Here is a 22,232-nt window from a genome sequence, read left to right as displayed (position 1 = left end):
TTAGAAGTCCAGTCCTTCAGGAAAGGCCTTCTTTCGGAAAATAAGAAGGAACACAGCTCCTACGGAGATGGCAGCGTCGGCAACATTGAATATATATTTAAAGAACTCAATGTGTTTGCCTCCTATTATGGGCCATTCGGCAGGAACATACCAGTCTACAAGCGGGAAATGGAACATATCCACCACACAACCTTTCATAAAGGTAGAGTACCCGTTGCCGAATTCCACCACTTTTGAAATACCGCCGTAATCGATCCAGCGCTGCACGCCTTCGTCATATACGGTACCGCTGTCAAAGATAAGTCCGTAGAACATACCGTCTATAAGGTTGCCAATGGCGCCTGCAAAGATCATTGACATTGGGATCAAAAGGTAATTGGATGCGCCCTGCTTCAGCCATTTACGGAACAGGTATATCATTCCTCCAATAAGAAAAATACGGATCAGCACCAGTAAATATTTTCCCAGCAGTCCACCAAAGTGAAATCCATAGGCCATCCCGGGATTTTCTACAAAAGTGAGTTTAAAACCCGGCACTACATCCACACTTTCGCCAAGGTGAAAGTTGGTTTTTATATAAAATTTGGAAATCTGGTCAATTAAAAGGATGATGATGGTGATGAATGCTATCTTCTTCATTATTCCCCGGTCTTTGGTTTGTCCCTGAAACTGCCGGTAGGTCTGCCTGCCTTTTTGTTTCCTGATCTTCCTTCGGAAGCAGAACCTGGCTTCAGAGTCCGGTTGTGAAATTTTTCGTATTTAATTCCCATTTCCTTCATCACGCTTTTCAGCGCGTTCAGTTCCATCTGGTTCTTGGGGTGAACGATTAGTGATTCCATTTTATTCTTTATTTCTTTGAAAGCTCCTCCAGCCTTCGTCTGTCCTTTTCAGAAAGATCCGCGACACCGTTGCTGCCCATTTTGTCCAATAATCGGTCAATTTCCAGTTCCCGTGCTCTTCTTTCTGCATTAAAGCGGTCGTCTATAGAGGTGAACTTTTCACTTTTTACGCCAGATTTTCCGGTGGAGTATTTCCTGAAGCAATAGATGATAAGTGCAAGTGCGGCAATAATCAGTATGGCTTCCAGCATTCAGTATTATTTTTAAATTGAAATAGGTTTATAATGCACCGTCTATTCACATTACAAACCTATTCGGTTAATTTTCGGATGGCATTTTACCTCTGCAGATTCTTTGCCTCAATGCTCAGTGTAGCGTGCGGCACAGCTCTCAGGCGGTCCTTACCAATAAGTTTACCCGTAACACGGCAGATGCCGTACGTCTTGTTCTCAATACGGATAAGCGCATTCTTCAGGTCGCGGACAAATTTTTCCTGTCTGCCTGCAAGAATAGCATTTTGCTCTTTACTAAGTGTTTCTGCTCCTTCTTCAAAAGCCTTGAAGGTGGGCGAAGTATCATCGGTACCGTTATTCTGGTCATTGATGAAACTCTCCCGGATGAGCATTAAGTCTTTTTCTGCTTTTTCTATTTTTTGCTGAATAAGTTCCTTGAACTCCTTCAGGTCTGTGTCGCTGTAGCGTTGTCTTTCTTCTGCCATTACTTTCTTGTTTAAGTTGGTGCTTTTCAGGCTCTTTAACGGATATTCTGAAAATCCGGAACCTCAAAAGCGATCAAATTCTGTTTACTGATACTTTAAATTTAATTTCATCTATTTCAATTTCGTTGAAAACCGAAAGTGAATTTACAATTTCTATTTTATCTGACAATACTTCCTCAGAAATATACAGATTATTGTTAATAAGTTCGGCTTCAAACGGTGAATTTTCCTCAATCTTAATAGTAATTCTGTCGGTTAATTCGAAATTCTGTTCTTTTCGCAGATTCTGAATCCTGTTGATGAATTCGCGCGCAACTCCTTCGGCCTTCAATTCATCCGTAAGCGTAAGGTCCAGCGCTACAGTAAGTTTGCCTTCGCTCGCCACGGTCCAGCCGGGAATGTCTTTTGTGAATATTTCTACATCGTCCAGCATGATTTCATGACCTTTAATCGTCATCTTTCCATCCTTCTCAAGTGTGGCTATCTGCTCAGAGGTCATGGCAGATATCTGTGACCCTACCACTTTCATGTCCTTGCCGAGTTTGGCGCCCAGCGTTTTGAAATTAGGCTTTATTTGCTTCACTATCAGATGTGAAGCTTCCTCAGCGTTGATGAGCACAAGTTCTTTTACGTTCACCTCCTGCTTTATAAGTTCTGAAACTGCCTGAATCTGCGCTTCTGTTTTGGAGTCCAGTACCGGAACCATCACCTTCTGCAGTGGCTGGCGAACTTTCAGATTTTCTTTTTTCCTCAGCGAGAATACCATCGATGTGATTTGCTGTGCCAGATGTGTTTTTTCAACAAGATCCTGGTCAATCAAAGCTTCGTCAGCCTTTGGGAAATCTGTAAGATGTACAGATTCTGCCTTGTTTTTTCCTGTGCTGCTGTTCAGATCCTGATAAAGCCTGTCCATAAAGAACGGCGCAATGGGAGCTGAAATTTTGGCTACCGTTTCCAGGCAGGAATAAAGAGTTTGGTAGGCTGAAATTTTATCTTCAGAATACTCTCCCTTCCAGAAACGTCTTCTGCAAAGCCTAACGTACCAGTTGCTCAGGTTGTCATTAACAAAATTATTAATGGCCCGGGCCACCTTCGTAGGTTCGTAATCATTATAGAACTCGGAAACCTCTTTTACCAGCAGATTCAGTTCTGAAAGTATCCATCGGTCAATTTCCGGCCGGTTCTCGATGTCCTTTTCTGAATAGGTAAAGTCGTCCACATTCGCATAGAGTGCGAAGAATGAATAGGTGTTGTAAAGCGTTCCGAAGAATTTTCTCCTTACCTCGTCTATTCCTTCTACATCGAACTTCAGGTTTTCCCATGGATTTGCGTTGGCAATCATGTACCAGCGCGTTGCGTCCGGACCGTATTTTTTCAATGTTTCAAAAGGATCTACTGCGTTGCCCAAACGCTTGGACATTTTCTGTCCGTTCTTGTCCAGGACCAGTCCGTTGGACATTACATTTTTATAAGCTACTGAATCGAAAACAGCAGTTCCGATGGCATGCAGCGTGTAAAACCAACCTCTTGTCTGGTCCACGCCCTCAGCAATAAAGTCAGCCGGGAAAGCTTTTCTTTCGTCTATAAGTTCTTTATTTTCAAACGGATAATGCAGTTGGGCATACGGCATGGAGCCGGAATCGAACCATACGTCAATCAAGTCAGATTCGCGTTTCATCGCCTTGCCTGAATCGGATACAAGGATGATTTCATCCACAATATTCTTATGCAGGTCGATCTTAGCATAGTTTTCTGCAGACATATTGCCGGTTTCGAAACCTTCAAACGGATTTTTGTCCATAAGTCCGGCATCGATCGATTTCTGAATCTCATTCATCAGTTCTTCCACAGAACCTATGATGATTTCCTCTTTCAGGTCTTCAGTTCTCCAGATCGGCAGTGGAATACCCCAATATCTTGACCTCGACAGGTTCCAGTCGTTTACATTCTCCAGCCAGTTGGCAAAGCGTCCCTCACCGGTTGATTTCGGTTTCCAGTTGATGGACTGGTTCAGTTCCACCAAACGGTCCTTAACAGCGGTCATCTTCACAAACCAGGAATCCAGCGGATAATAAAGCACCGGCTTGTCGGTTCTCCAGCAGTGTGGATAGCTGTGAACATATTTTTCAACCTTAAAAGCCTTGTTTTCAGTCTTTAAAAGGATCGCGAGTTCCACATCCCATGATTTCTCAGGAGCGGTTCCGGCGTCGTAATATTCGTTTTTGATGTATTTACCTGCAAAAAGTTCAGGTGTGCTCCCTCCCGCTATGAATTTCCCCTGAAGATCTACCAGAGGAACCAGATTGCCGTTTTCATCTTTTACAAGCATCGGCGAAATTCCGTTTTCCTTAGCAACACGCGCATCATCGGCACCAAAAGTGGGCGCGATGTGAACGATTCCGGTACCGTCTTCGGTGGTTACAAAATCACCAACGATTACTTTGAAGGCGTTCTCCGGACTTTCTGCGGGTAAAAACCAGGGAATAAGCTGCTCATATTCGGTGCCGGCCAGATCAGAACCTTTAAATTCGGACATGATCTGATACGGGATTACTTTGCTTGCTGATGTATAGTTTTGGAAATCTTCAACAGTTCCTTCGGCATATTTCTTACCGAAATTCTTTTGCAGAAGTACTTTGGCCAGAATAATATTAACCGGTTCAAAAGTATACTGGTTGTAGGTTTTAACTAAAACATATTCAATGTCTTTACCAACAGCAAGCGCTGTGTTGGACGGTAAAGTCCAAGGTGTAGTGGTCCAGGCCAGGACATGAATATCTTTTTGGTTTGTTTCTGAGTTTTCTTGGTCAAATTCTTCCCAATGCAAAGCTCCGCCACAGGTATTCCCTGCAACGTCTTCGGCTGATATCCTTTTGCCGGACAAAATCTCTTTTGCTTTTTCAGAGAGATTCTTAACCTTAAACTGAGCCACTACGGTTGTGTCCGAAACATCACGGTAGGTGCCTGGCTGGTTAAGTTCATGAGAGCTTAATCCTGTTCCGGCGGCTGGAGAATAGGGTTGGATTGTATAGCCTTTATACAGTAAATCTTTGGTATAAAGCTGCTTGAGAAGCCACCATACCGTTTCCATATATTTTGGTTCGTAGGTAATGTAGGGATCGTCAAGATCTACCCAATAACCAATCTTTTCGGTAAGGTCGTTCCAAACATCGGTGTAGCGCATTACCGCATCACGGCAGGCCTGGTTATAATCTTCAACAGAAATTTTCTTGCCGATGTCTTCTTTCGTAATACCCAATTCCTTTTCAACACCAAGTTCAATAGGTAAGCCGTGGGTGTCCCAACCTGCCTTGCGGAAAACCTGTTTACCGTTCTGGGTCTGGTAGCGGCAGAAGATATCCTTCAGTGCACGCGCCATCACGTGATGGATGCCGGGCATACCGTTCGCAGAAGGTGGTCCTTCATAAAAAACATATTCGGGCTGTCCTTCACGGATCTGCACTGACTTCTTGAACGTTTCGTGCTGATTCCAATACTCCGAAACACTGCTCGCAACAGCGGTAAGGTCCAGGTTTTTATATTCGTTAAACTTCTTCATTTTCAGTAAGTTCAATTAGAATGTTCCTAATTATTTTAAGTTTGCGAATATAGCGTTTTTTGGCATTAAATTCGCGGGTAGTGCGCAGGTTTTTAGCACTGTTCAGCTTAAAAAACTGTATTTTTGAAAACATTTTTCCTAAAGACATCAATTTGAACCTTAATCCATCAATTGAATACGCATCGCCCGCGGAAATCAGGATCCTGCAGGAGCAAAAGCTCGCAGAGCTCCTGAGGTATCTGCAGGACAATTCAGCTTTCTATCAACGACTGTTTTCGCAGAATGGAATTGATATTGAAAATATCAGAACCCTGGAGGATCTGCAGTACATACCGCTAACGTCCAAATCTGATCTTCAGCAGTTTAACCATGATTTTTTTTGTGTTCCCAATCATAAGATTGTGGATTACAGCACCACCTCCGGAACGCTGGGTGATCCTGTTACTTTCGGGCTGTCCGACAGTGACCTGGAGAGGCTGGCCTATAACGAGGCGATCTCGTTTGCATGTGCCGGGATTAAAGAAGGTGATCTCGTACAGATGATGACAACTGTGGACAAGCGTTTTATGGCAGGTCTTGCCTATTTCCTGGGACTGCGTAAGATGGGAGCCGGTGTGATCAGAATGGGTCCAGGGATTCCGGAGCTTCAGTGGGACAGCATCCTGCGCTATAAGCCAAAATGGTTGATTACGGTGCCGTCTTTTCTTCTCAAGATGATTGAATATGCGGAGAATCATGGCATCGACTATAAAAATTCTTCGGTGTACGGTGCGGTTTGCATTGGCGAAAGTTTGCGTGAGCAGGATTTTTCTGATTCAGCACTTTCACGTAAAATTGCTGAGAAATGGAACATTAAACTGTTTTCCACCTATGCATCTACTGAGATGAGCACTGCCTTCGCGGAATGTGAGTTGCAGCAGGGCGGGCACCAACATCCGGAACTCATCATCACCGAAATCCTTGACGAAAATGAAAAGCCTGTTTCGCAAGGCGGCACAGGCGAGTTGGTAATAACAACCCTGGGAGTAGAGGCTTTGCCGTTACTGAGATTTAAGACTGGTGATCTCGTGAAAGCTCATTCCGAACTGTGCGGATGTGGCAGAACCACAATGCGTTTGGGTCCTGTTGTAGGCAGGAAACAGCATATGATCAAATACCGCGGGACTACGCTGTATCCACCGGCGCTGAACGATATCCTGAATGGCTTTGACGGAATTACGGTTTATCAGATTGTAATACGCACCAATGATATCGGAACTGATGAAATCATTGTGAAAATCAGTACGGAACAGGATTGCGAAGAGTTGCTAAGTGAAGTGAAGGACCGGTTTCGGGCAAAACTGCGGGTAAGTCCCAGGATTGAAATCTTTCCGGCAGATGAACTGACGGCCCTGGTTTACAATCCAAAAAGCCGCAAACCCATTCATTTTCTGGACTTACGGCTGTAGAATTCTGTTATTCTGCTAAAAACCTGAAACTTTTTAAAGTTTTATCTCCTTTTCGTTTTCGATGAGGTAAGCCAGATTTCGGATTACGTGATCATGTTTTTTTACGAAGGGATTGTCTTTGTTCCACACGTATCCTGCCAATACAGCGCAAATTTTTCTCTTGATGTCCGGATTTTCGGGCTGATGGAAAAACAGGGTCTGCAGGTTGCCGGTGTACCATTCCTTTACATAAGTTGAAAATACCCTTACGCCGGAGAGGATGTAATCTGAATACTCGCGCTCCCAATCGATGGTTTCTCCTTCTATCTGCCGCTTAGCCAGTTTGGCGGCCAGAATTCCCGACTCGGTGGCAAAAGCCATTCCGGAGGAAAAAACCGGGTCCAGAAACTCGGCAGCATTTCCGGTGAGGGCGTAACCGTCGCCGTAAAGTTGCTTTACTGCGCACGAATAATTGGTAAGTCTTCTCGGTTCAAACAAAAATTCCAGTTTTCCGTAGCGGTCGCGGTAGTAATCGGATTTGTTTATAGCGCAGCGCAAAGCTTCTTCCGTGTTTCCACTTTGCGAGAGTTGGTCAATATAATCAGTAGGTCCTACGATTCCCACACTGGTATTTCCGTTGGAGAAAGGGATAACCCAAAGCCAAACCTCGGTCTCCAGGATGTCGAAGGAGATTAGTGTTCCTTCCTGCCCGGGCACGCGGGTGGTGTCTTTTACATGAGTAAAGATGGAAGAGTGCGGTTCCAGACTTGACGGCTTCTCCAGATCCAGCAGCCGCGGTAAAACACGTCCGTAACCGCTGCTGTCTATGACGAATTTTGCGTGTATTTCCTTGGTGTCGCCATTTTTATCTTTTACTGTGGTAATGGAATTGCTTCCGTCAAAACGGATATCAGTGACTTCCGATTCAAATTCAAGATCTACACCTTTTCTGATGATTTCCTGCGCCATTACATTGTCAAAATCGGCACGGGGCACCTGCCAGGTCCAGTCCCAGCCTTCGCCAAACTTATTGCTGAAATCAAAGACGCATACCTCCTCACCACGGATAAAGCGGGCGCCAGGTTTAATCTCGAATTTCTGACTTTTCAGTGCATCCAGCAGGCCGGCTTCCTCAAAATGATCCATTACCCTGGGAATCAGACTTTCACCAATCACGAAGCGTGGAAATTTAGTCTTCTCAACTACTTTTACTTTCAAACCATTATTATGTAACCAGGCGGATGATACACAGCCTGAAGGCCCGGCACCAATCACTAATACGTCCACAACTTCTTTATTCATGATTTGTATAGTTTTAATATCTTTGCGACAAATTTAGTCAAAATGGACTATTTTTTTATTTTTTTAAGCGCATGTTGAATGAGACTAGTTAATAATTTAAAAATTGAAGACTTTCAGAAGGTTATTTTTGATAACGAGAAGATTGAACTGGACGAATCACTCATCCAGAGGGTAGATGAAAGTTTTCAGTTTCTAAAGGAGTTTTCGGATAAAAAAGTAATCTACGGTGTGAATACCGGTTTCGGCCCAATGGCGCAGTACCGTATTGCCGAACAAGACAAATACCAGCTCCAGTACAACCTGATCAGAAGCCATGCTTCCGGAGTAGGTACACCGCTGAAACCGCGTGCTGCAAAGGCATCAATGCTGGCGCGTCTTAATACCCTTTCACAGGGAAAATCTGCTGTTCATCCGTCAGTTATATTGCTGCTTAAGGAACTTATTAACCAGGATGTTACGCCCCTGATTTTTGAACACGGTGGTGTAGGAGCCAGTGGCGACCTTGTACAGCTTGCCCATTTGGCACTTGTACTCATTGGCGAGGGCGAGGTCTTTTATAAAGGAGAACGAAGACCAACTGCGGAAGTTTATAAGGAGTTGGGACTTACACCTATCAATATTGAACTCCGTGAGGGAATAGGCCTGATGAACGGGACTTCGGTTATGTCCGGAATCGGGATCATCAATTCCTATAATACCAAAAAACTCATTGATTTCAGCATCCGGATGAGTTGCGCGATCAATGAAATTGTGCAGGCTTATGATGATCATTTTTCAGAATCGCTGAACAGTACCAAAAGACATTCGGGACAGCAGAAAGTTGCCGGCAAAATGCGTGAATACCTGCGGGACAGCCAGCTGATCCGTAAGCGCGAAGATCATCTTTATAATAAAGAAACACAGGAGGAAATATTCAAGGATAAAGTTCAGGAATATTACTCTCTAAGATGTGTACCGCAAATTCTGGGACCCGTTCTGGATACTCTGGAATTTTCGGAGAAGGTCCTGGAAGATGAGATTAACTCGGCTAACGATAACCCAATCATCATTCCGGAAGAGAAACATGTGTACCACGGCGGCAACTTCCACGGCGATTATGTTTCGCTGGAAATGGACAAACTGAAATTGGTGGTAACCCGCCTGACCATGCTGGCCGAAAGACAGCTAAACTACCTTCTCAACTCAAAAATCAATGAAATCCTGCCTCCGTTTGTAAACCTGGGCCGTCTCGGCTTTAACTTTGGGATGCAGGGTGTACAGTTTACAGCGGTTTCAACTACCGCTGAAAACCAGGCACTTTCAACTTCAATGTATATTCACAGTATTCCTAACAATAATGATAATCAGGATATAGTAAGTATGGGAACCAATGCAGCGGTAATGTGCGAAAAGGTGATTAACAATGCTTACGAAGTTCTGGCCATTGAAGTGATTACCATCGTTCAGGCTATTGAATATCTCGAATTTAAAGACCGTGTTTCTTCATCAACAAGAAAACTGTACGATGAGGTACGCGAAATTGTCCCCGCATTTAAAGAGGACCTGGTAATGTATCCTTTTGTAGAAAAAATTAAAAATTACCTCATCAACAACTAACAGGAAGAGTATGAAGTGTGCAATTGTAACGGGAGGTTCGCGCGGTATTGGCAGTGCTGTATGTATCAAACTGGCCAGTGCGAAAAAATATCATATACTTATAAATTATACTTCCAACGAAGCAGCGGCAAATGATACCTTACAAAAGGTAAGGGAGGCGGGAGCTACAGGTGAAATTCTGAAATTTGATGTTTCCAACTATGAAGAAACCCAGTCTGTTCTGAACGCATGGCAGGACAAAAATCCTGACGCCGTTGTAGAAGTGATCATAAACAATGCCGGCATCACCCGCGACGGACTTTTTATGTGGATGCAGCCGGAAGACTGGAGCAGCGTAATAAACACAAGCCTCAATGGTTTCTTTAATGTGACCAACTTCTTTATACAGAAAATGCTGCGCAACAAATACGGCAGGATTATTAATATGGTCTCTGTTTCCGGACTGAAAGGGACTGCCGGGCAGACCAACTATTCTGCTGCAAAAGGAGCGGTAATCGGTGCTACAAAGGCACTCGCCCAGGAAGTAGCCAAAAGAAAAATAACAGTAAATGCTGTAGCGCCGGGATTTATTAAAACAGATATGACGCAGGAATTTGATGAAAACGAACTTAAGCAGATTATACCTGTGAACCGTTTTGGTGAAGCGGAGGAAGTAGCCGACCTGGTCGCCTTTCTGGCCTCGGACAAGGCTGGATACATTACGGGTGAGGTGATAAATATCAATGGTGGTATTTATTCCTGAAAAAAAGTACTAATTTAAAGGTCCTGTATTAAGAAAAACTACTCTTTCAGATGGAAAACAGAGTCGTAATTACCGGAATGGGAATTTATTCCTGTCTTGGGATTACATTGGATGAAGTTAAAGATTCGCTGTATAACGGAAAATCCGGCATTATTTTCAGCCAGGAGCGGAAGGATTTTGGCTACAGGTCAGGACTTACGGGATTTGTTCCTAAGCCGGATCTTAAAGCGTTTCTGAACCGCCGCCAGCGTATCAGTATGGGCGAGGAAAGCGAATACGCTTATATGGCCACACTTGAGGCATTCAAAAATGCCGGTATCTCTCAGGATTTTATGGATTCCAATGAGATCGGAATCATGTACGGAAACGACAGTGTCTCTCAGGCTGTAGTGGAATCTACCGATATTGTCCGCGAGAAAAAGGACACCACACTTATGGGTTCCGGTGCGATATTTAAATCGATGAATTCTACCGTCACCATGAACCTCTCCACCATCTTCGCACTGAAAGGAATTAATCTTACTGTTAGCGCGGCCTGTGCCAGCGGTTCACATTCGCTCGGTCTGGCCTACCTTATGATCAAAGGCGGCCTGCAGGACATTATTGTGTGCGGTGGCGCACAGGAGACCAATAAATACGGTATGGCCAGTTTTGACGGTTTGGGCGTCTTTTCAACAAGAGAAGATGATCCAACCAGGGCTTCACGTCCATTCGATACAGCCCGCGACGGACTTATTCCCAGCGGCGGTGCAGCTACGCTTATTGTGGAAAGTCTGCAAAGTGCCCAAAGACGGGGCGCTCCGATTATTGCTGAAATCGCAGGTTATGGCTTCTCTTCCAATGGCGGACATATTTCTACTCCTAATGTGGAAGGTCCGGCTGCGGCCATGGAACGGTCATTAAAAAATGCCGGAATGACCGCTGACGAAATTGACTATATCAACGCACATGCAACCTCAACCCCTATTGGAGATGCTAACGAAGCCAAAGCCATTCACCGTATATTCGGAAGTTCAATACCCGTAAGTTCTACTAAATCGATGACGGGTCATGAGTGCTGGATGGCGGGAGCAAGCGAGATTGTGTATTCTGTACTCATGATGCAGCACAGTTTTATAGCCCCGAATATCAATCTGGAAAACCCGGATGATGATGCAAAAAATATTAATTTGGTGAGGGAGACCACACACAGTAATATTGACGTATTTTTGTCCAACTCATTTGGTTTTGGCGGAACCAATTCGTCCCTGATAGTAAAGAAATTTGATAGATAAATAAGATACACGATGGAAAGAGAGAAAATTGTTTCAATTGTCAACGGTTTTTTAATTGATGAATTTGAAGTGGATGGCTCAGAAATTTACAGCCAGGCACCACTTAAGCAAACTTTAGGTCTGGACAGTCTGGACTATATAGACCTTGTAGTGATCATTGAGAGTAATTTTGGTGTAAAACTTGGCGAGGCCGATTTTAAGAGAATGGTCACCTTTGATGATTTCTATACCGCAATTCAGGAGAAGATGGGCGAAAAGGAGTTAGTTTCATAAAACTATAAACTGAGATCCGTTTGGATCTGTATTCGTTTTATAATGGCAAAATGGACCGGAAAATCCCGTGGGACCTTAATGGGCTACAGGATTTTTGTTTTTTGTATCAAAAATTTAGGAGTAAGGACTGCATATGGAGTTCTTTATTTCGTTTCGGCCTGGTACTTCCTGTTTCTGAAGAAAAGCAACCGATATGTTTTTTATTATTTTAATAAAAGACTGGGCTGGCATTCACTGAAATCAAAAATTGGCGTTTTCCGGAACTATTTTGTTTTTGGCCAGACTATTATCGACAAAACAGCAATTGGCGCCGGACTTCGTGACAGTTTCACCTATGAATTCGACGGCATAGACCACCTCAGGAAAATGATGGATGACCGGAGGGGTGGCGTACTCATCAGCGCGCATATCGGTAATTTTGAGATTGCAGAGCGCTTCTTTGGTGAAATCGATTTCAATTATCAGATCAATTTGGTAACCACAGATCTGGAGCACAGCGTCATAAAAGAGTATCTCGAAAGTGTTTCCGACAGGAAAAGCAGTGTTAAATTCATCTTTATAAAGGAGGACATGTCGCACATCTTCGCCATTAACGAAGCGCTTTCAAACAACGAACTCATCTGTTTTACCGGCGACCGCTATTTCGAAGGTTCCAAATTCCTTGAGGCTGATCTGCTGGGCAGGAAAGCTAAATTTCCCGCCGGGCCATTCCTTATCGCCTCACGACTGAATGTTCCCGTGGCCTATGTTTATGTGATGAAGGAGCCTGATCTGCACTATCATCTGTACACCCGCATAGCACAGGTAAAACACCGTGACGCACAGGGATTGCTCAATTCGTATGTTCAGAATCTTGAAAGCATGCTGAAGAAGTATCCATTGCAGTGGTTCAATTACTTTGACTTCTGGGAGGACATAGACTGAAAATTCAGTAAGTTTGATGCACAGCATAATTCGTCTTGTCTAAAATATTCGACATAGTAGTAATTGGCAGCGGGCTTGGAGGGCTTGTTTCTGCTTTAGTTTTGGCCAAAGAAGGCTTAAGTGTCTGTGTGCTCGAAAAGAATAACCAGTTCGGTGGTAACCTTCAGACTTTTTCCCGCCGCAAACTTATCTTTGATACCGGAGTTCATTACCTTGGAGGGCTTTCGGAAGGTCAGAATTTGCACCGATACTTCAGCTATCTGGGTATAATGCAGGGTTTGAAGCTGCAGAAACTTGACGAAAACGGTTTCGACATGATTAGTTTTGATGATGATGAAACAGCATATCCACACGCACAGGGTTATGATAATTTTGTGGAACAACTCTCAAAACATTTCCCGGCTGAACGTGAAAATCTTCTACGCTATGTGAATGGAATTCAGGAAGTTTGTGCGCAGTTTCCGCGTTATAATCTGACTGGAGCTGAAAGATATTCTGAAGACTCGCTTTACCTCAATACCTCAGAATTCCTACAGTCCATAACAAAAAATAAAAAACTGCAGGCTGTGCTGGCCGGCACCGGGTTTTTATACGCCGGCCTGGACGAAAACACTCCTCTTTTTGTACACGCACTTACGGTGAATTCATATATTCAGAGTTCCTATAAATGTACGGACGGTGGCAGTCAGATCACAAAACTGCTTATCCGTGAACTCAGGAAGTATGGAGCCGAGGTTCATAAGCGTACTGAAGTGAATGGTTTTTCCTACGATGACGCCGGTAATTTGATTGGAGTACAAGCAAGAGGTGGGACAGAGTTTTCTGGCCGACGGTTTATTTCCAATATTGAAATACGCCGGACCATCGAACTGGCAGGTAAAGACAGATTCAGAAAATCCTTTACGAACCGGATAGAAGACCTTAAGCCCACTTCATCATGTTTCAGTGTCTATCTGGCCCTGAAACCTTCTACTGTTCCTTATTTTAACTGTAATTATTACCATTACAATACAGTCGGTGATGTATGGAATAACGCTGATTCCAAAGTCGCAAGTTGGCCGGCATCTTATATGCTTTCCTGCACACCGGACCGTAAAGATCCCGTTTTCGCCGAAAGCATTACCGCCATCACTTATATGGAATTTGATGAGGTGAAGCAATGGCAGGGAACAGACAACACAGTGGCCGGTCCGCAGGAACGTGGTGAGACCTACGAAAGGTTTAAAAAAGACAAAGCAGATATATTCCTAAAAAAGCTGGAAGAAAAACTTCCCGGGCTCACGAACAATATAGCCGGAGTTTATACGTCGTCCCCGCTGTCTTACCGCGATTATATCGGGAATTACAGAGGGAATATGTACGGTTATGCAAAAGATTCCGGTAATCCGCTTAAAACAATGCTTTCGCCCAAGACTAAGATCTCCAACCTTTATTTAACCGGACAGACAGTGAATATGCATGGTATATTGGGCGTAACAATTGGCGCTTTTGCCACCTGTGCAGAAATTTTAGGTTCGGAACTGATTGATGAACGTTTGTCCAAAGTATGATCAAGCCTGAAAAAAAAATCTGCGGTTCGCTTAGAGCTGTTTTACTTTCGGTGCTTTTTACATCTGCAATTTCCTGTGGAGTACAAAAGTCGGCGCGGCATATCCCCGACATCGGCTTCTTCCCGGTTGAAAGACCTGTGACCACGAAACTTAACGACAGCACGATCGTTTCCGGTCATAATTTCCTCACCAAAAACCCACAAAATATCTGGGAGCTTTATATTACAGGCAATGCATTACAGTTGGGCTATAACAACGGTGCTCTTACTCAGGGGCTTATGCAGAGGCAAGAACAGATATTTTTTTCGAAAGTGGAAGATATGGTGCCTTCCAAGAGGAAGCGGCGCCTGCTGAGCAAGGTCCTGAAATTCTACAACCGGAATCTGTACCGTCATGTACGAAATGATTTTCAGGCAGAGATTTATGGACTTTCTGAGTATTCTGGAGACCGGTATGATTTTATCGCACCGAAGTTTCAACGGAATCTTTACCTGCACGGTGCGCACGACATAGGGCACGCTCTTCAGGATCTTATGCTGGTGGGATGTTCTTCTCTGGCGGTCTGGGATGAAAAATCTGAAAACGGTAAGCTGCTCATCGGCCGGAATTTCGACTTTTATGCCGGTGATGATTTTGCCAAAGAAAAAATGGTCGCATTTGTACGCCCGGAATCCGGAATCCCGTATATGTCCGTCACCTGGCCCGGAATGACCGGTGTAGTTTCAGGCATGAATGCCGAAGGCCTCACCGTTACCATCAATGCCGGCAAGTCGAAGATACCCCTGACTGCCAAAACACCCATTTCCCTTGTTACGAAAGAAATTCTGCAGTTTGCCCGGAATATTAAGGAAGCCGTAAGCATTGCTAAAAAGCGTAAAGTTTTTGTTTCCGAAAGCATTATGGTGGGCAGCGCTGCCGACCGAAAAGCCATTCTCATAGAAATGTCCCCTACAAATTTCGGGGTCTATGAGGTTCAGAATTCCTCACAGCTGGTTTGCTCAAACCATTTTCAGTCAGAAGCCTACAAAAATGACCAACGCAATACCAAACATATCGCTGAAAGCCATTCACAATACCGTTTTGAGAGAATGGAGGAACTCATCGGTAATCAGCCACAGCTCAATCCCGGAAAAATTGCATCTATACTTCGCAACACGGACGGTTTAAAAGATATTCCGCTGGGTTATGGTAATGAAAAAGCTTTGAATCAACTTTTGGCGCATCATGCCGTAATTTTTTCGCCTGAGGAAAGATTGGTTTGGGTTTCCAGCAGTCCGTATCAGTTGGGCGAGATGGTGTGTTATGATTTAAATAAAATCTTCAACACTACAGCACCTGAACTGAGCCTAAGTACAGGCAGGCGTAATATCGCCCGTGATCCTTTTGCTGATAGCCGGGCTTTCCGGGATTACGAACTTTACCGGATAAAAGACCGCGATATGGATCTGGCGCTCCACAACAGACGAAGCCTGCCATTGGAGTTTATAAAGCAGTACCAGACTCTTAATCCTGAACTTTGGAGCGTGTACTACAAGGCCGGGAAATATTATTTTGAAAGGAAAGAGTACACGAAGGCGACCGTACAGTTTGAAAAGGCACTGACGAAGGAGATTACCACGGTTCCCGACCGCAAAAAAGTGGAGAGATATTTAGAGAAATTAAAGGTAATCACGAAGTAGTGCTGTCATTCTCTTCAGAATTGAACTTTTCAAGAAAATAGTAAAATCCAAAACCAAACAGTGCCGAAACAACGGTGGCCAGTATCAGGCTTCCCAAAACATACTGCAGTAGATGCTTTTTAACCAAATCCAAACTGAATTCCTGATCCATGAAATTGGTCTCTGCACCCAAAAGATAGCCTCCAATGGCCAGTGATCCGCCAACAATTAACGGGATGAACGGCGGAATGCTTACATTGGAAAAGGCAAATGCCAACACTTTATTAAGTTTCAGCAGTACCGCCAGGGAAATGGTAAGGAAAGTCTGTAAACCCCAAAAGGGTGACAAGCCGATAAAGGTACCCAAGGCTATGGACATGGCCTTCTTACGGTTGCTGCCGGCACTTTCCAGAACATCTTCCTTCAGGAAGCGTTTAAAACTTTTTTTTTTGAAGTTGCGGATGAACCTGCGTGGCGCAATATAAAAGATGGCTATGAATACCAACACTGTGTTCAGAATACTTATCCGCACAAAATCCGTGAAAGGGCGGAAATGGGAAACCCGTTCTTCCGGGTCGTAAAGCACTTTTACCGGTACATTTTTTACAGGCACGCCTTTCCAGGCGGTCCGCACCATGATCTCAATCTCGAACTCGAACTTGGGTGTATAGAACTTCTTCGGAATTTTGTTCAAAGGATAAAGCCGGTAGCCGGACTGCGTGTCCTTCAGTGTAATTCCGGTTTCAAACCAAAACCAGAAGGTAGAGATTCGGTTGCCTACACTGCTTTTCTGCGGAATGCCGGCCTGCTCCATATTCCGGTCGCCTACAAGCAGAACATCGATGCTTTCATTTTCAAGTGCTTGTACAAAAACAGGAATATCATCGGGATAATGCTGGCCGTCCGAGTCTATTGTAAGTGCATGGTTAAATCCTAATATTCTTGCTTCCGTAAAACCCGTGCTCAAGGCGTTTCCTTTGCCCCGGTTTTCAGGAAGGCTGATTATCTTAATATCCTGATATTGTGTAAGAATGGATGCTGTAGTATCCGTAGAACCGTCGTTAACAACAATAATATCAGCTGTATATTGCAGCACGCCATCAAGAACCCGTGCGAGGGTTTTATGGTTATTGTACGTCGCGATCAGTACACAGATCTTATGTTTTTTTAGAAGAATACGGGTCTCAGCAGGGGTCATGGTCCTTTATTTCAGCTTCTGTTTTTCCGCGGCCGTAAATGATTTTGAGGTGGCCGCAAATTTTTTGATATGGGACTTCATGGAACTTGTTTGCCCGCCATAGTTTTTAATAAGGAACGCTTTATCTGTGGTAATGTGACCGTTGTATTTAATGAATTTCGGCAGACTTTCCTGAATGCTCAAACGTATAAGGCGCAGTTCTGCATTGTCAGGGTCCGCTTTGACGACGTTTTCCAGCGATGTGGCGCCCGCCGTAATAATTTTCTTTCGCCCTTCACCTTTGGCAAATTTTGCCTGGATGATTTTTGCAGCAGCTTTGTATCCGGACATTGTGGAGCCGGTACCTTTTTCCACCAATTTTGCAAAATTGTCCGCATTTTGTTTTGTAGTGTGAGCTGAAGGATATTTTGCGCGAACAGCTTCAAGGTCCGCGGCCTGAAATAAAAATATAAAAGCGCTTAGGAATGCGATTATCAGTTTCATAAATCAAATGAATTTATAGTTAACGGACATCTTTAAAGCAATTGTCTCTCCAAAAGAGGTAACGTTTTTTACCTTCACCTGTTCGCCGTCCGTCTTTATGTCCAGATCAAGTTTCAGGCCCGGAGTTTCTTCGGGATTGATAATTGCCATAAATTTTACATTATTCGCAGAGGTCAGGAACAGTTTTCTTTCCAGAATCCGCTCCGTGACATCCTTTACGATCTGCATCATACAGACACCGGGCGCTACTGGGTTTCCGGGGAAATGCCCGCTGAAGATCTCATGTTCAGGATCCAGCGTTATCATCGCCGAATAATTTCCTTCAGCGGTATTATCACAAGAATTTAAAATATAAAATCCGTTCAGTATATCCATTTTTTCTTTAATTGGCTCCTAATCGATTTCAGTATCCATGCGCTTAAGCTGGATTTTCAGTCTGAAGTCTTTGTGTATCAGGGTTATTGAGTCGGCGAAGATAGCAGATTTCCCGTCAAATAGAAAATTTAGCCTTTCCTTTCCGTTTTCGGTGAACACTATTTTCTTAAGTAGCCCGTCGGTTTTACTGTAGTAAAGATAATTTCGCTGCTCAGAATTTTCGGATGAAAATATTAGGTGTTCTGAATCTTCAAAAGTATGGCTTACAGCATGTTTTTCCTTCAGCAAAACTCTGAAATCCCTTTCCAGAAACTTTTTGACCACGTTCCTGTCCAGATCCTGAACAAGGTAATTCACCTTAAAATCTGTATCGGATATTTCGAAATCGAGCATTTTATTGCCGAAATCAGTAGTCATCACCACACGGTGAGTTTCATCGGAAATCTTTTTAATGATGAGTATTCCGCTGAGGTCATTGTCATAGATCTCAATCTGAGCTTTGTACAGATAATCGTTTTCGGTGGAACTGAAATACAGGTTCTGAACCGGCCCTCCCGACTTCGATACGGCCACAGCACCCGCCGGTTCATAGGATTTGCAGGACTGTACAGAAAGAAAAAGACTAAAGGCTGAAAACAGAAGCAGGTACCGGCGCATTGACCTTTGTGTTTTTGAATACGATAGTTGTTGTATCACCGGAGGCTTCCAGCATATTCACCTGCGAAACCACAGACTGGTTTGAAGCAAAGTGAAGGTCAACCTGTCTAATATACTTCAGCAGTTGCGCAGATTTGGGGATAAACCTGGCGATGTTGCCGCTGCTATTTTTGAAATAGCTCACCGTGAAATCGGGGTCGTTCAGCAGGTTTCCGTTGGCACTGCCGATTATAAGTTTGTTCAGTTTTTGAAAATTCCTGGACTTTGCATCATGAGTAGATTTTTTCCCCTGATCATTGATATGCATTTTCCCGTTTTTGAAGATTACGCTGTATTTATACGGCTTTGTATACCTCCAGCTTAACATCGCGGGAGCCTGCAGCGCCATTTCGCCTGAGGTTACAAGGTCTTTGTTCAGGAAATCCATTTTTTTAGTTTGAACGAAACTGGCCTGCAGCGTCTTCATTTTCTTACTTTCAGCCGACATTTTAGCAGTGAACTGCCTGATTTCCGCCGGGTTCATTTTGGTCTGTGCCGATGTAAAAATCCCTAAAAAAAGCAGGAAGAATGCTATAATTTTAAATTTCATTTCTTAAAGTTGAAAAGTTCTGATACGGTTACACTTCGGTAGTTTTCGCGCTCCAAAAATAGCAATATTTCCTCCAGCACACTGCAGGATTTATCTGAAGTATCGTGCAGCAGGATTACGCTGCCGGGCTTTATTTTTGGCAGAATTCTATTCAGTATCTTTTTTTCGTCGCTGATGGAAGTGTCGAAACTCCGGATGTCCCAGCCAATGCACTTTTTACCCGTCTTGCTGATTGCCCGGGCAATATTGGGATTTGTAATGCCGAATGGCGGGCGGTAGAGGTCCGTTTGGATTCCGGCTTTCTTCAGCATGAGTCTGTCATTGCGGATGATTTCCCTTTTCATCTTAAAGGTCGTAAGAAAACCCGTTGCGTTGGAGTGCGAAAAGGTGTGGTTACCCACCTCATGGCCTTCAGCTGCAATGCTCTGAAAAATTTCCGGATACTTTATGATCTGTGTCCCGATGCAGAAGAAAGTTGCTTTTTGCTGATGTCTGGCCAGAAGGTCCAGCAACTTAGGGGTATATTCGCTAGGGCCGTCATCAAATGTAAGTGCAATGATGCGTTCCTCAACGTTTGGATTATTGGTATGGCTTTTCAGGAACCGGTTGAAATCCATATTCGTCACGCCTAAGAAAGTAACCAGGCCGAAAACCGCCAATGCAACAAAATACATCCATATTCCACCTTCCAGGAAATAGATGGTAATAAGCAGTAAGGTGAAAATTAAAATGGAAATCCGGTGTTTCAACAGTTAAGTTTTGCAGATGAATTAGGAGGGAGTATCCACCTTATAATAATTGAAATCAGGCCTTACGCAGTAAAATCAAACTGTGATCTTCACCATGAAGGTGGTTGTAAATGAGGATATGCCTGATGGAATCTTTTGATAACTCTTTGTTGATTTTCATCACCTCCGGAACTTCCTTACGTTTCAGGATTTGGTTAGCCATAAAGAAGGCAAATCCGCCCGAAGTATTGAATTCGCCGCTCAGGTGCTTATAATAAAGTTGATCAGCATCCTTAAATATTCCCTGGGCTGTATTATAATATCTATCAGATTTTAAATCTCCGCTAAAGCCAAGCAAAACCGCATCAAGATCGGATGGATTAAGATTGTTTCTGGACAGGAATCCACAAATGAAATCTGATACTTCAGATTCTTCAAGTGTGTTGATAAACGTTACTGCCCCCAATTGTGCATATGTGCTTTCAGATTTTTCTGAACTGACTACGAAAAAGGCCGAACCTTCACCCCACACCACGCCCTCAGAAGCTGAATTCAGTACATCCGCAGGCAAATCTTCTTCTTTTTTAATAGTGCCATTTAGTTGGTACAGTTCCATTGTTCTTACTGCCTTTTCATCTGTCGCTCCAACCAGAATGTTATTGGCTTCGTCGTGTTCGATCTGCAGTTTCGCGTCCAGCAGACTCATTTCCAGTGATGAACCCGGATTTACATAGGTGAAATTATAGGCATGGCATGAAGTGGCCAAAGCAATCTGTCCGGCCACTGTGTTGTGTGTTGACTGGATAAAGTGCGTCGGTGTGAGGAATTCCTCGTTGTTTTCTATGACGTTCTTCAGAAACTTCTCAGAATCTTCCTCGCAGCCCATTCCTGTACCGACGATAATGGCGTCCGGCATTTCCACACCGGCCTGTATCAGTGCTTTTTGAGCCGCCACGGCACTCATCTTCACCGTTTTGGACATCCGCCTGATTTGCGCCGGTGGAATAAACTCTTTATAATTCGGAGCAATAGCGTTTAGCATTACAGACGTCATCTCGGCTTCCATTGTGTGGAAAAATTCCGCATTCAGCGTGTCCTGGGCCGAAATACATACGGCACTGTTAATATAAACGGGCTTCATTATTTCGAAAATATTAAAGTGGAACAGTTGCCTCCAAATCCGAATGAATTGGAGAGTACGTTATTGATTTCCTTCCGCTTAATTTCTGTTACCGGTCTTAGGTCAAACTCCTGCATCGGAGTTTTAAAATTCAGGTTTGGAAAGATGATACCGTTGTTGATCGCAAGAATGGAATACACGGCTTCCACAGCTGCTGCGGCCGCCAGGGTGTGTCCTGTAAAGGCTTTGGTAGAACTGAAATCAGGTACCTGACCTTCGCCAAAAATTCTGAGCATAGCCGTACCTTCCGAAAGGTCATTATTCGGTGTAGCCGTTCCGTGCGCGTTGATATAGTCGATGTCTTTTGCTCCTAGTCCTGAGACTTTCAGTGCCTTTTCCATGGCCAGATAGGCTCCGGTTCCGTCTTCGGATGAAGCGGTCTGATGGTGCGCATCGTTCGCATTGGCATATCCGGAAAGCCAGGCGATTGGGGTTTTGTTTTCCTTCTCTATCACACTGTCACTTTCCAGTACCAGAAATGCGGCTGCTTCACCCAGATTCAGGCCTTTTCGGTCGTTATCGAAAGGTGTATTGTAAGTGTCGGTTACGATCATAAGGGTTTTAAACCCATTCAGTGTGAATTTGGACAGTCCGTCGGTTCCGCCCACAATAACGCGGTCCAGAACGCCGCTCTGTATAAGTTTCGCACCCATCATAATGGCATTGGCCGCGGATGAACAGGCTGTACTGATGGTGGAGACCATGCCTTTCAGACCTAAGACTTCAGCAATAGCCAAAGAGGACTGTCCGGCATCGTGCGTAGCGATATATTTCTGTTTGTCCGGCTGGTTTTCGTAGTCGTAAAAATATTTTTCAGTTACATCCATACCGCCCACACTTGTGGAGGAGATCAGTCCTGTACGGTATTTGTTAATATTGGTAATTCCGGCACTTTCTACCGCTTCTTTGGCTGCAGTAATGCCCAGCAGAGTACTGCGTGCGTAATTATTATCTTCGGGAATACCCAATTGTGAAACCAGGTCTTCGTTAGAGATTTTTATTTCGCCGAGTTTTACCTCACCGCGGTGACGGGTTTCAAGAATTTCGATTTCGGAAATCCCATGTCTGGACTCCAGAAGTGAGGCGTAATTTTCGTTTACATTCCGGCCAATGGAGGAAATGATTCCCATGCCGGTGATGGCAATCTTTCGGGCCATGGA

Annotated in this window: 23 protein-coding genes; 8 read left to right on the top strand and 15 right to left on the bottom strand. The window is 44.1% G+C overall.

Annotated features, from left to right (window positions below):
- The 6 genes from H1R16_RS06790 to H1R16_RS06765 all read right to left on the bottom strand — a co-directional run bounded on the left by H1R16_RS06790 (position 1) and on the right by H1R16_RS06765 (position 5,264).
- A complete protein-coding gene (locus H1R16_RS06790) occupies positions 1–639 on the bottom strand; it encodes a lipoprotein signal peptidase (RefSeq protein WP_181887324.1) in 639 nt (212 codons plus the stop codon).
- Entirely contained in the window at positions 639–839 is a 201-nt protein-coding gene (locus tag H1R16_RS06785) for a DUF2683 family protein (protein WP_181887325.1), read from the bottom strand. The genes H1R16_RS06790 and H1R16_RS06785 overlap by 1 nt, the downstream gene beginning before the upstream one ends.
- A gap of 8 nt (positions 840–847) precedes the next feature.
- The gene (locus H1R16_RS06780) at positions 848–1,090 is read right to left on the bottom strand and encodes a DUF6576 domain-containing protein (protein WP_228451081.1); all 243 of its coding nucleotides are present in this window, start codon (positions 1,088–1,090) and stop codon (positions 848–850) included.
- A gap of 86 nt (positions 1,091–1,176) precedes the next feature.
- Positions 1,177–1,557, bottom strand: coding sequence for a TraR/DksA family transcriptional regulator (locus tag H1R16_RS06775; protein ID WP_181887326.1), 381 nt, complete (start codon positions 1,555–1,557; stop codon positions 1,177–1,179).
- A gap of 73 nt (positions 1,558–1,630) precedes the next feature.
- Positions 1,631–5,116 carry an isoleucine--tRNA ligase gene (gene ileS / locus H1R16_RS06770; RefSeq protein WP_181887327.1) on the bottom strand — a complete coding sequence of 1,162 codons (3,486 nt, stop codon included), beginning with the start codon at positions 5,114–5,116 and terminating at the stop codon, positions 1,631–1,633.
- Positions 5,103–5,264: a hypothetical protein gene (locus tag H1R16_RS06765; protein WP_181887328.1), complete on the bottom strand. Its 162-nt coding sequence runs from the start codon at positions 5,262–5,264 to the stop codon at positions 5,103–5,105. The genes ileS and H1R16_RS06765 overlap by 14 nt, the downstream gene beginning before the upstream one ends.
- Before the next feature lie 4 nt (positions 5,265–5,268).
- Between H1R16_RS06765 and H1R16_RS06760 the strand changes: the two genes are divergently transcribed.
- Positions 5,269–6,564, top strand: a complete 1,296-nt coding sequence (locus H1R16_RS06760) for a phenylacetate--CoA ligase family protein (RefSeq protein ID WP_181887329.1) — start codon at positions 5,269–5,271, stop codon at positions 6,562–6,564.
- A gap of 33 nt (positions 6,565–6,597) precedes the next feature.
- On the opposite strand, the gene H1R16_RS06755 is transcribed toward H1R16_RS06760, so the two are convergent.
- Positions 6,598–7,845, bottom strand: a complete 1,248-nt coding sequence (locus H1R16_RS06755) for an NAD(P)/FAD-dependent oxidoreductase (protein WP_181887330.1) — start codon at positions 7,843–7,845, stop codon at positions 6,598–6,600.
- A gap of 78 nt (positions 7,846–7,923) precedes the next feature.
- Between H1R16_RS06755 and H1R16_RS06750 the strand changes: the two genes are divergently transcribed.
- From H1R16_RS06750 to H1R16_RS06720, 7 genes are read left to right on the top strand one after another with little or no spacing between them, the layout of a single operon-like run.
- The gene (locus H1R16_RS06750) at positions 7,924–9,441 is read left to right on the top strand and encodes an HAL/PAL/TAL family ammonia-lyase (RefSeq protein ID WP_181887331.1); all 1,518 of its coding nucleotides are present in this window, start codon (positions 7,924–7,926) and stop codon (positions 9,439–9,441) included.
- Positions 9,442–9,451: 10 nt separating this feature from the next.
- The gene (gene fabG / locus H1R16_RS06745) at positions 9,452–10,183 is read left to right on the top strand and encodes a 3-oxoacyl-ACP reductase FabG (protein WP_181887332.1); all 732 of its coding nucleotides are present in this window, start codon (positions 9,452–9,454) and stop codon (positions 10,181–10,183) included.
- 50 nt (positions 10,184–10,233) lie between these two features.
- Positions 10,234–11,457, top strand: a complete 1,224-nt coding sequence (locus H1R16_RS06740) for a beta-ketoacyl-[acyl-carrier-protein] synthase family protein (protein ID WP_181887333.1) — start codon at positions 10,234–10,236, stop codon at positions 11,455–11,457.
- Positions 11,458–11,469: 12 nt separating this feature from the next.
- Entirely contained in the window at positions 11,470–11,730 is a 261-nt protein-coding gene (locus tag H1R16_RS06735) for a phosphopantetheine-binding protein (protein ID WP_181887334.1), read from the top strand.
- Positions 11,731–11,772: 42 nt separating this feature from the next.
- Positions 11,773–12,654: an LpxL/LpxP family acyltransferase gene (locus tag H1R16_RS06730; protein ID WP_181887335.1), complete on the top strand. Its 882-nt coding sequence runs from the start codon at positions 11,773–11,775 to the stop codon at positions 12,652–12,654.
- A 35-nt stretch (positions 12,655–12,689) separates the two neighbouring features.
- A complete protein-coding gene (locus tag H1R16_RS06725) occupies positions 12,690–14,204 on the top strand; it encodes a phytoene desaturase family protein (RefSeq protein ID WP_181887336.1) in 1,515 nt (504 codons plus the stop codon).
- Positions 14,201–15,883, top strand: coding sequence for a C45 family autoproteolytic acyltransferase/hydolase (locus H1R16_RS06720; protein ID WP_181887337.1), 1,683 nt, complete (start codon positions 14,201–14,203; stop codon positions 15,881–15,883). Before H1R16_RS06725 ends, H1R16_RS06720 begins: the two co-directional genes overlap by 4 nt.
- On the opposite strand, the gene H1R16_RS06715 is transcribed toward H1R16_RS06720, so the two are convergent.
- From H1R16_RS06715 to H1R16_RS06680, 8 genes are read right to left on the bottom strand one after another with little or no spacing between them, the layout of a single operon-like run.
- Positions 15,873–17,060, bottom strand: a complete 1,188-nt coding sequence (locus tag H1R16_RS06715) for a DUF2062 domain-containing protein (RefSeq protein WP_181887338.1) — start codon at positions 17,058–17,060, stop codon at positions 15,873–15,875. The two genes, H1R16_RS06720 and H1R16_RS06715, sit on opposite strands and share 11 nt — an antisense overlap.
- Positions 17,061–17,066: 6 nt before the next feature.
- Positions 17,067–17,543, bottom strand: coding sequence for a hypothetical protein (locus H1R16_RS06710; protein WP_181887339.1), 477 nt, complete (start codon positions 17,541–17,543; stop codon positions 17,067–17,069).
- 3 nt (positions 17,544–17,546) lie between these two features.
- Complete coding sequence (locus H1R16_RS06705; RefSeq protein WP_375139305.1) at positions 17,547–17,912, bottom strand: 3-hydroxyacyl-ACP dehydratase; 366 nt, start codon at positions 17,910–17,912, stop codon at positions 17,547–17,549.
- Positions 17,913–17,936: 24 nt separating this feature from the next.
- On the bottom strand, positions 17,937–18,575 hold the full coding sequence (locus H1R16_RS06700; protein WP_181887341.1) for a hypothetical protein: 639 nt from the start codon (positions 18,573–18,575) through the stop codon (positions 17,937–17,939).
- Positions 18,541–19,164 carry a LolA family protein gene (locus H1R16_RS06695; protein ID WP_228451082.1) on the bottom strand — a complete coding sequence of 208 codons (624 nt, stop codon included), beginning with the start codon at positions 19,162–19,164 and terminating at the stop codon, positions 18,541–18,543. Before H1R16_RS06695 ends, H1R16_RS06700 begins: the two co-directional genes overlap by 35 nt.
- Positions 19,161–19,913, bottom strand: a complete 753-nt coding sequence (locus tag H1R16_RS06690; protein ID WP_228451083.1) for a polysaccharide deacetylase family protein — start codon at positions 19,911–19,913, stop codon at positions 19,161–19,163. Before H1R16_RS06690 ends, H1R16_RS06695 begins: the two co-directional genes overlap by 4 nt.
- Before the next feature lie 55 nt (positions 19,914–19,968).
- Complete coding sequence (locus H1R16_RS06685; RefSeq protein ID WP_181887342.1) at positions 19,969–21,033, bottom strand: beta-ketoacyl synthase N-terminal-like domain-containing protein; 1,065 nt, start codon at positions 21,031–21,033, stop codon at positions 19,969–19,971.
- On the bottom strand, positions 21,033–22,229 hold the full coding sequence (locus H1R16_RS06680; RefSeq protein ID WP_181887343.1) for a beta-ketoacyl-[acyl-carrier-protein] synthase family protein: 1,197 nt from the start codon (positions 22,227–22,229) through the stop codon (positions 21,033–21,035). The genes H1R16_RS06685 and H1R16_RS06680 overlap by 1 nt, the downstream gene beginning before the upstream one ends.
- Positions 22,230–22,232 lie beyond the last annotated feature (3 nt).

The sequence above is a fragment of the Marnyiella aurantia genome, from assembly GCF_014041915.1.
GTDB classification, from domain to species: domain Bacteria; phylum Bacteroidota; class Bacteroidia; order Flavobacteriales; family Weeksellaceae; genus Marnyiella; species Marnyiella aurantia.
This window is presented reverse-complemented; position numbering and strand designations above follow the sequence as displayed.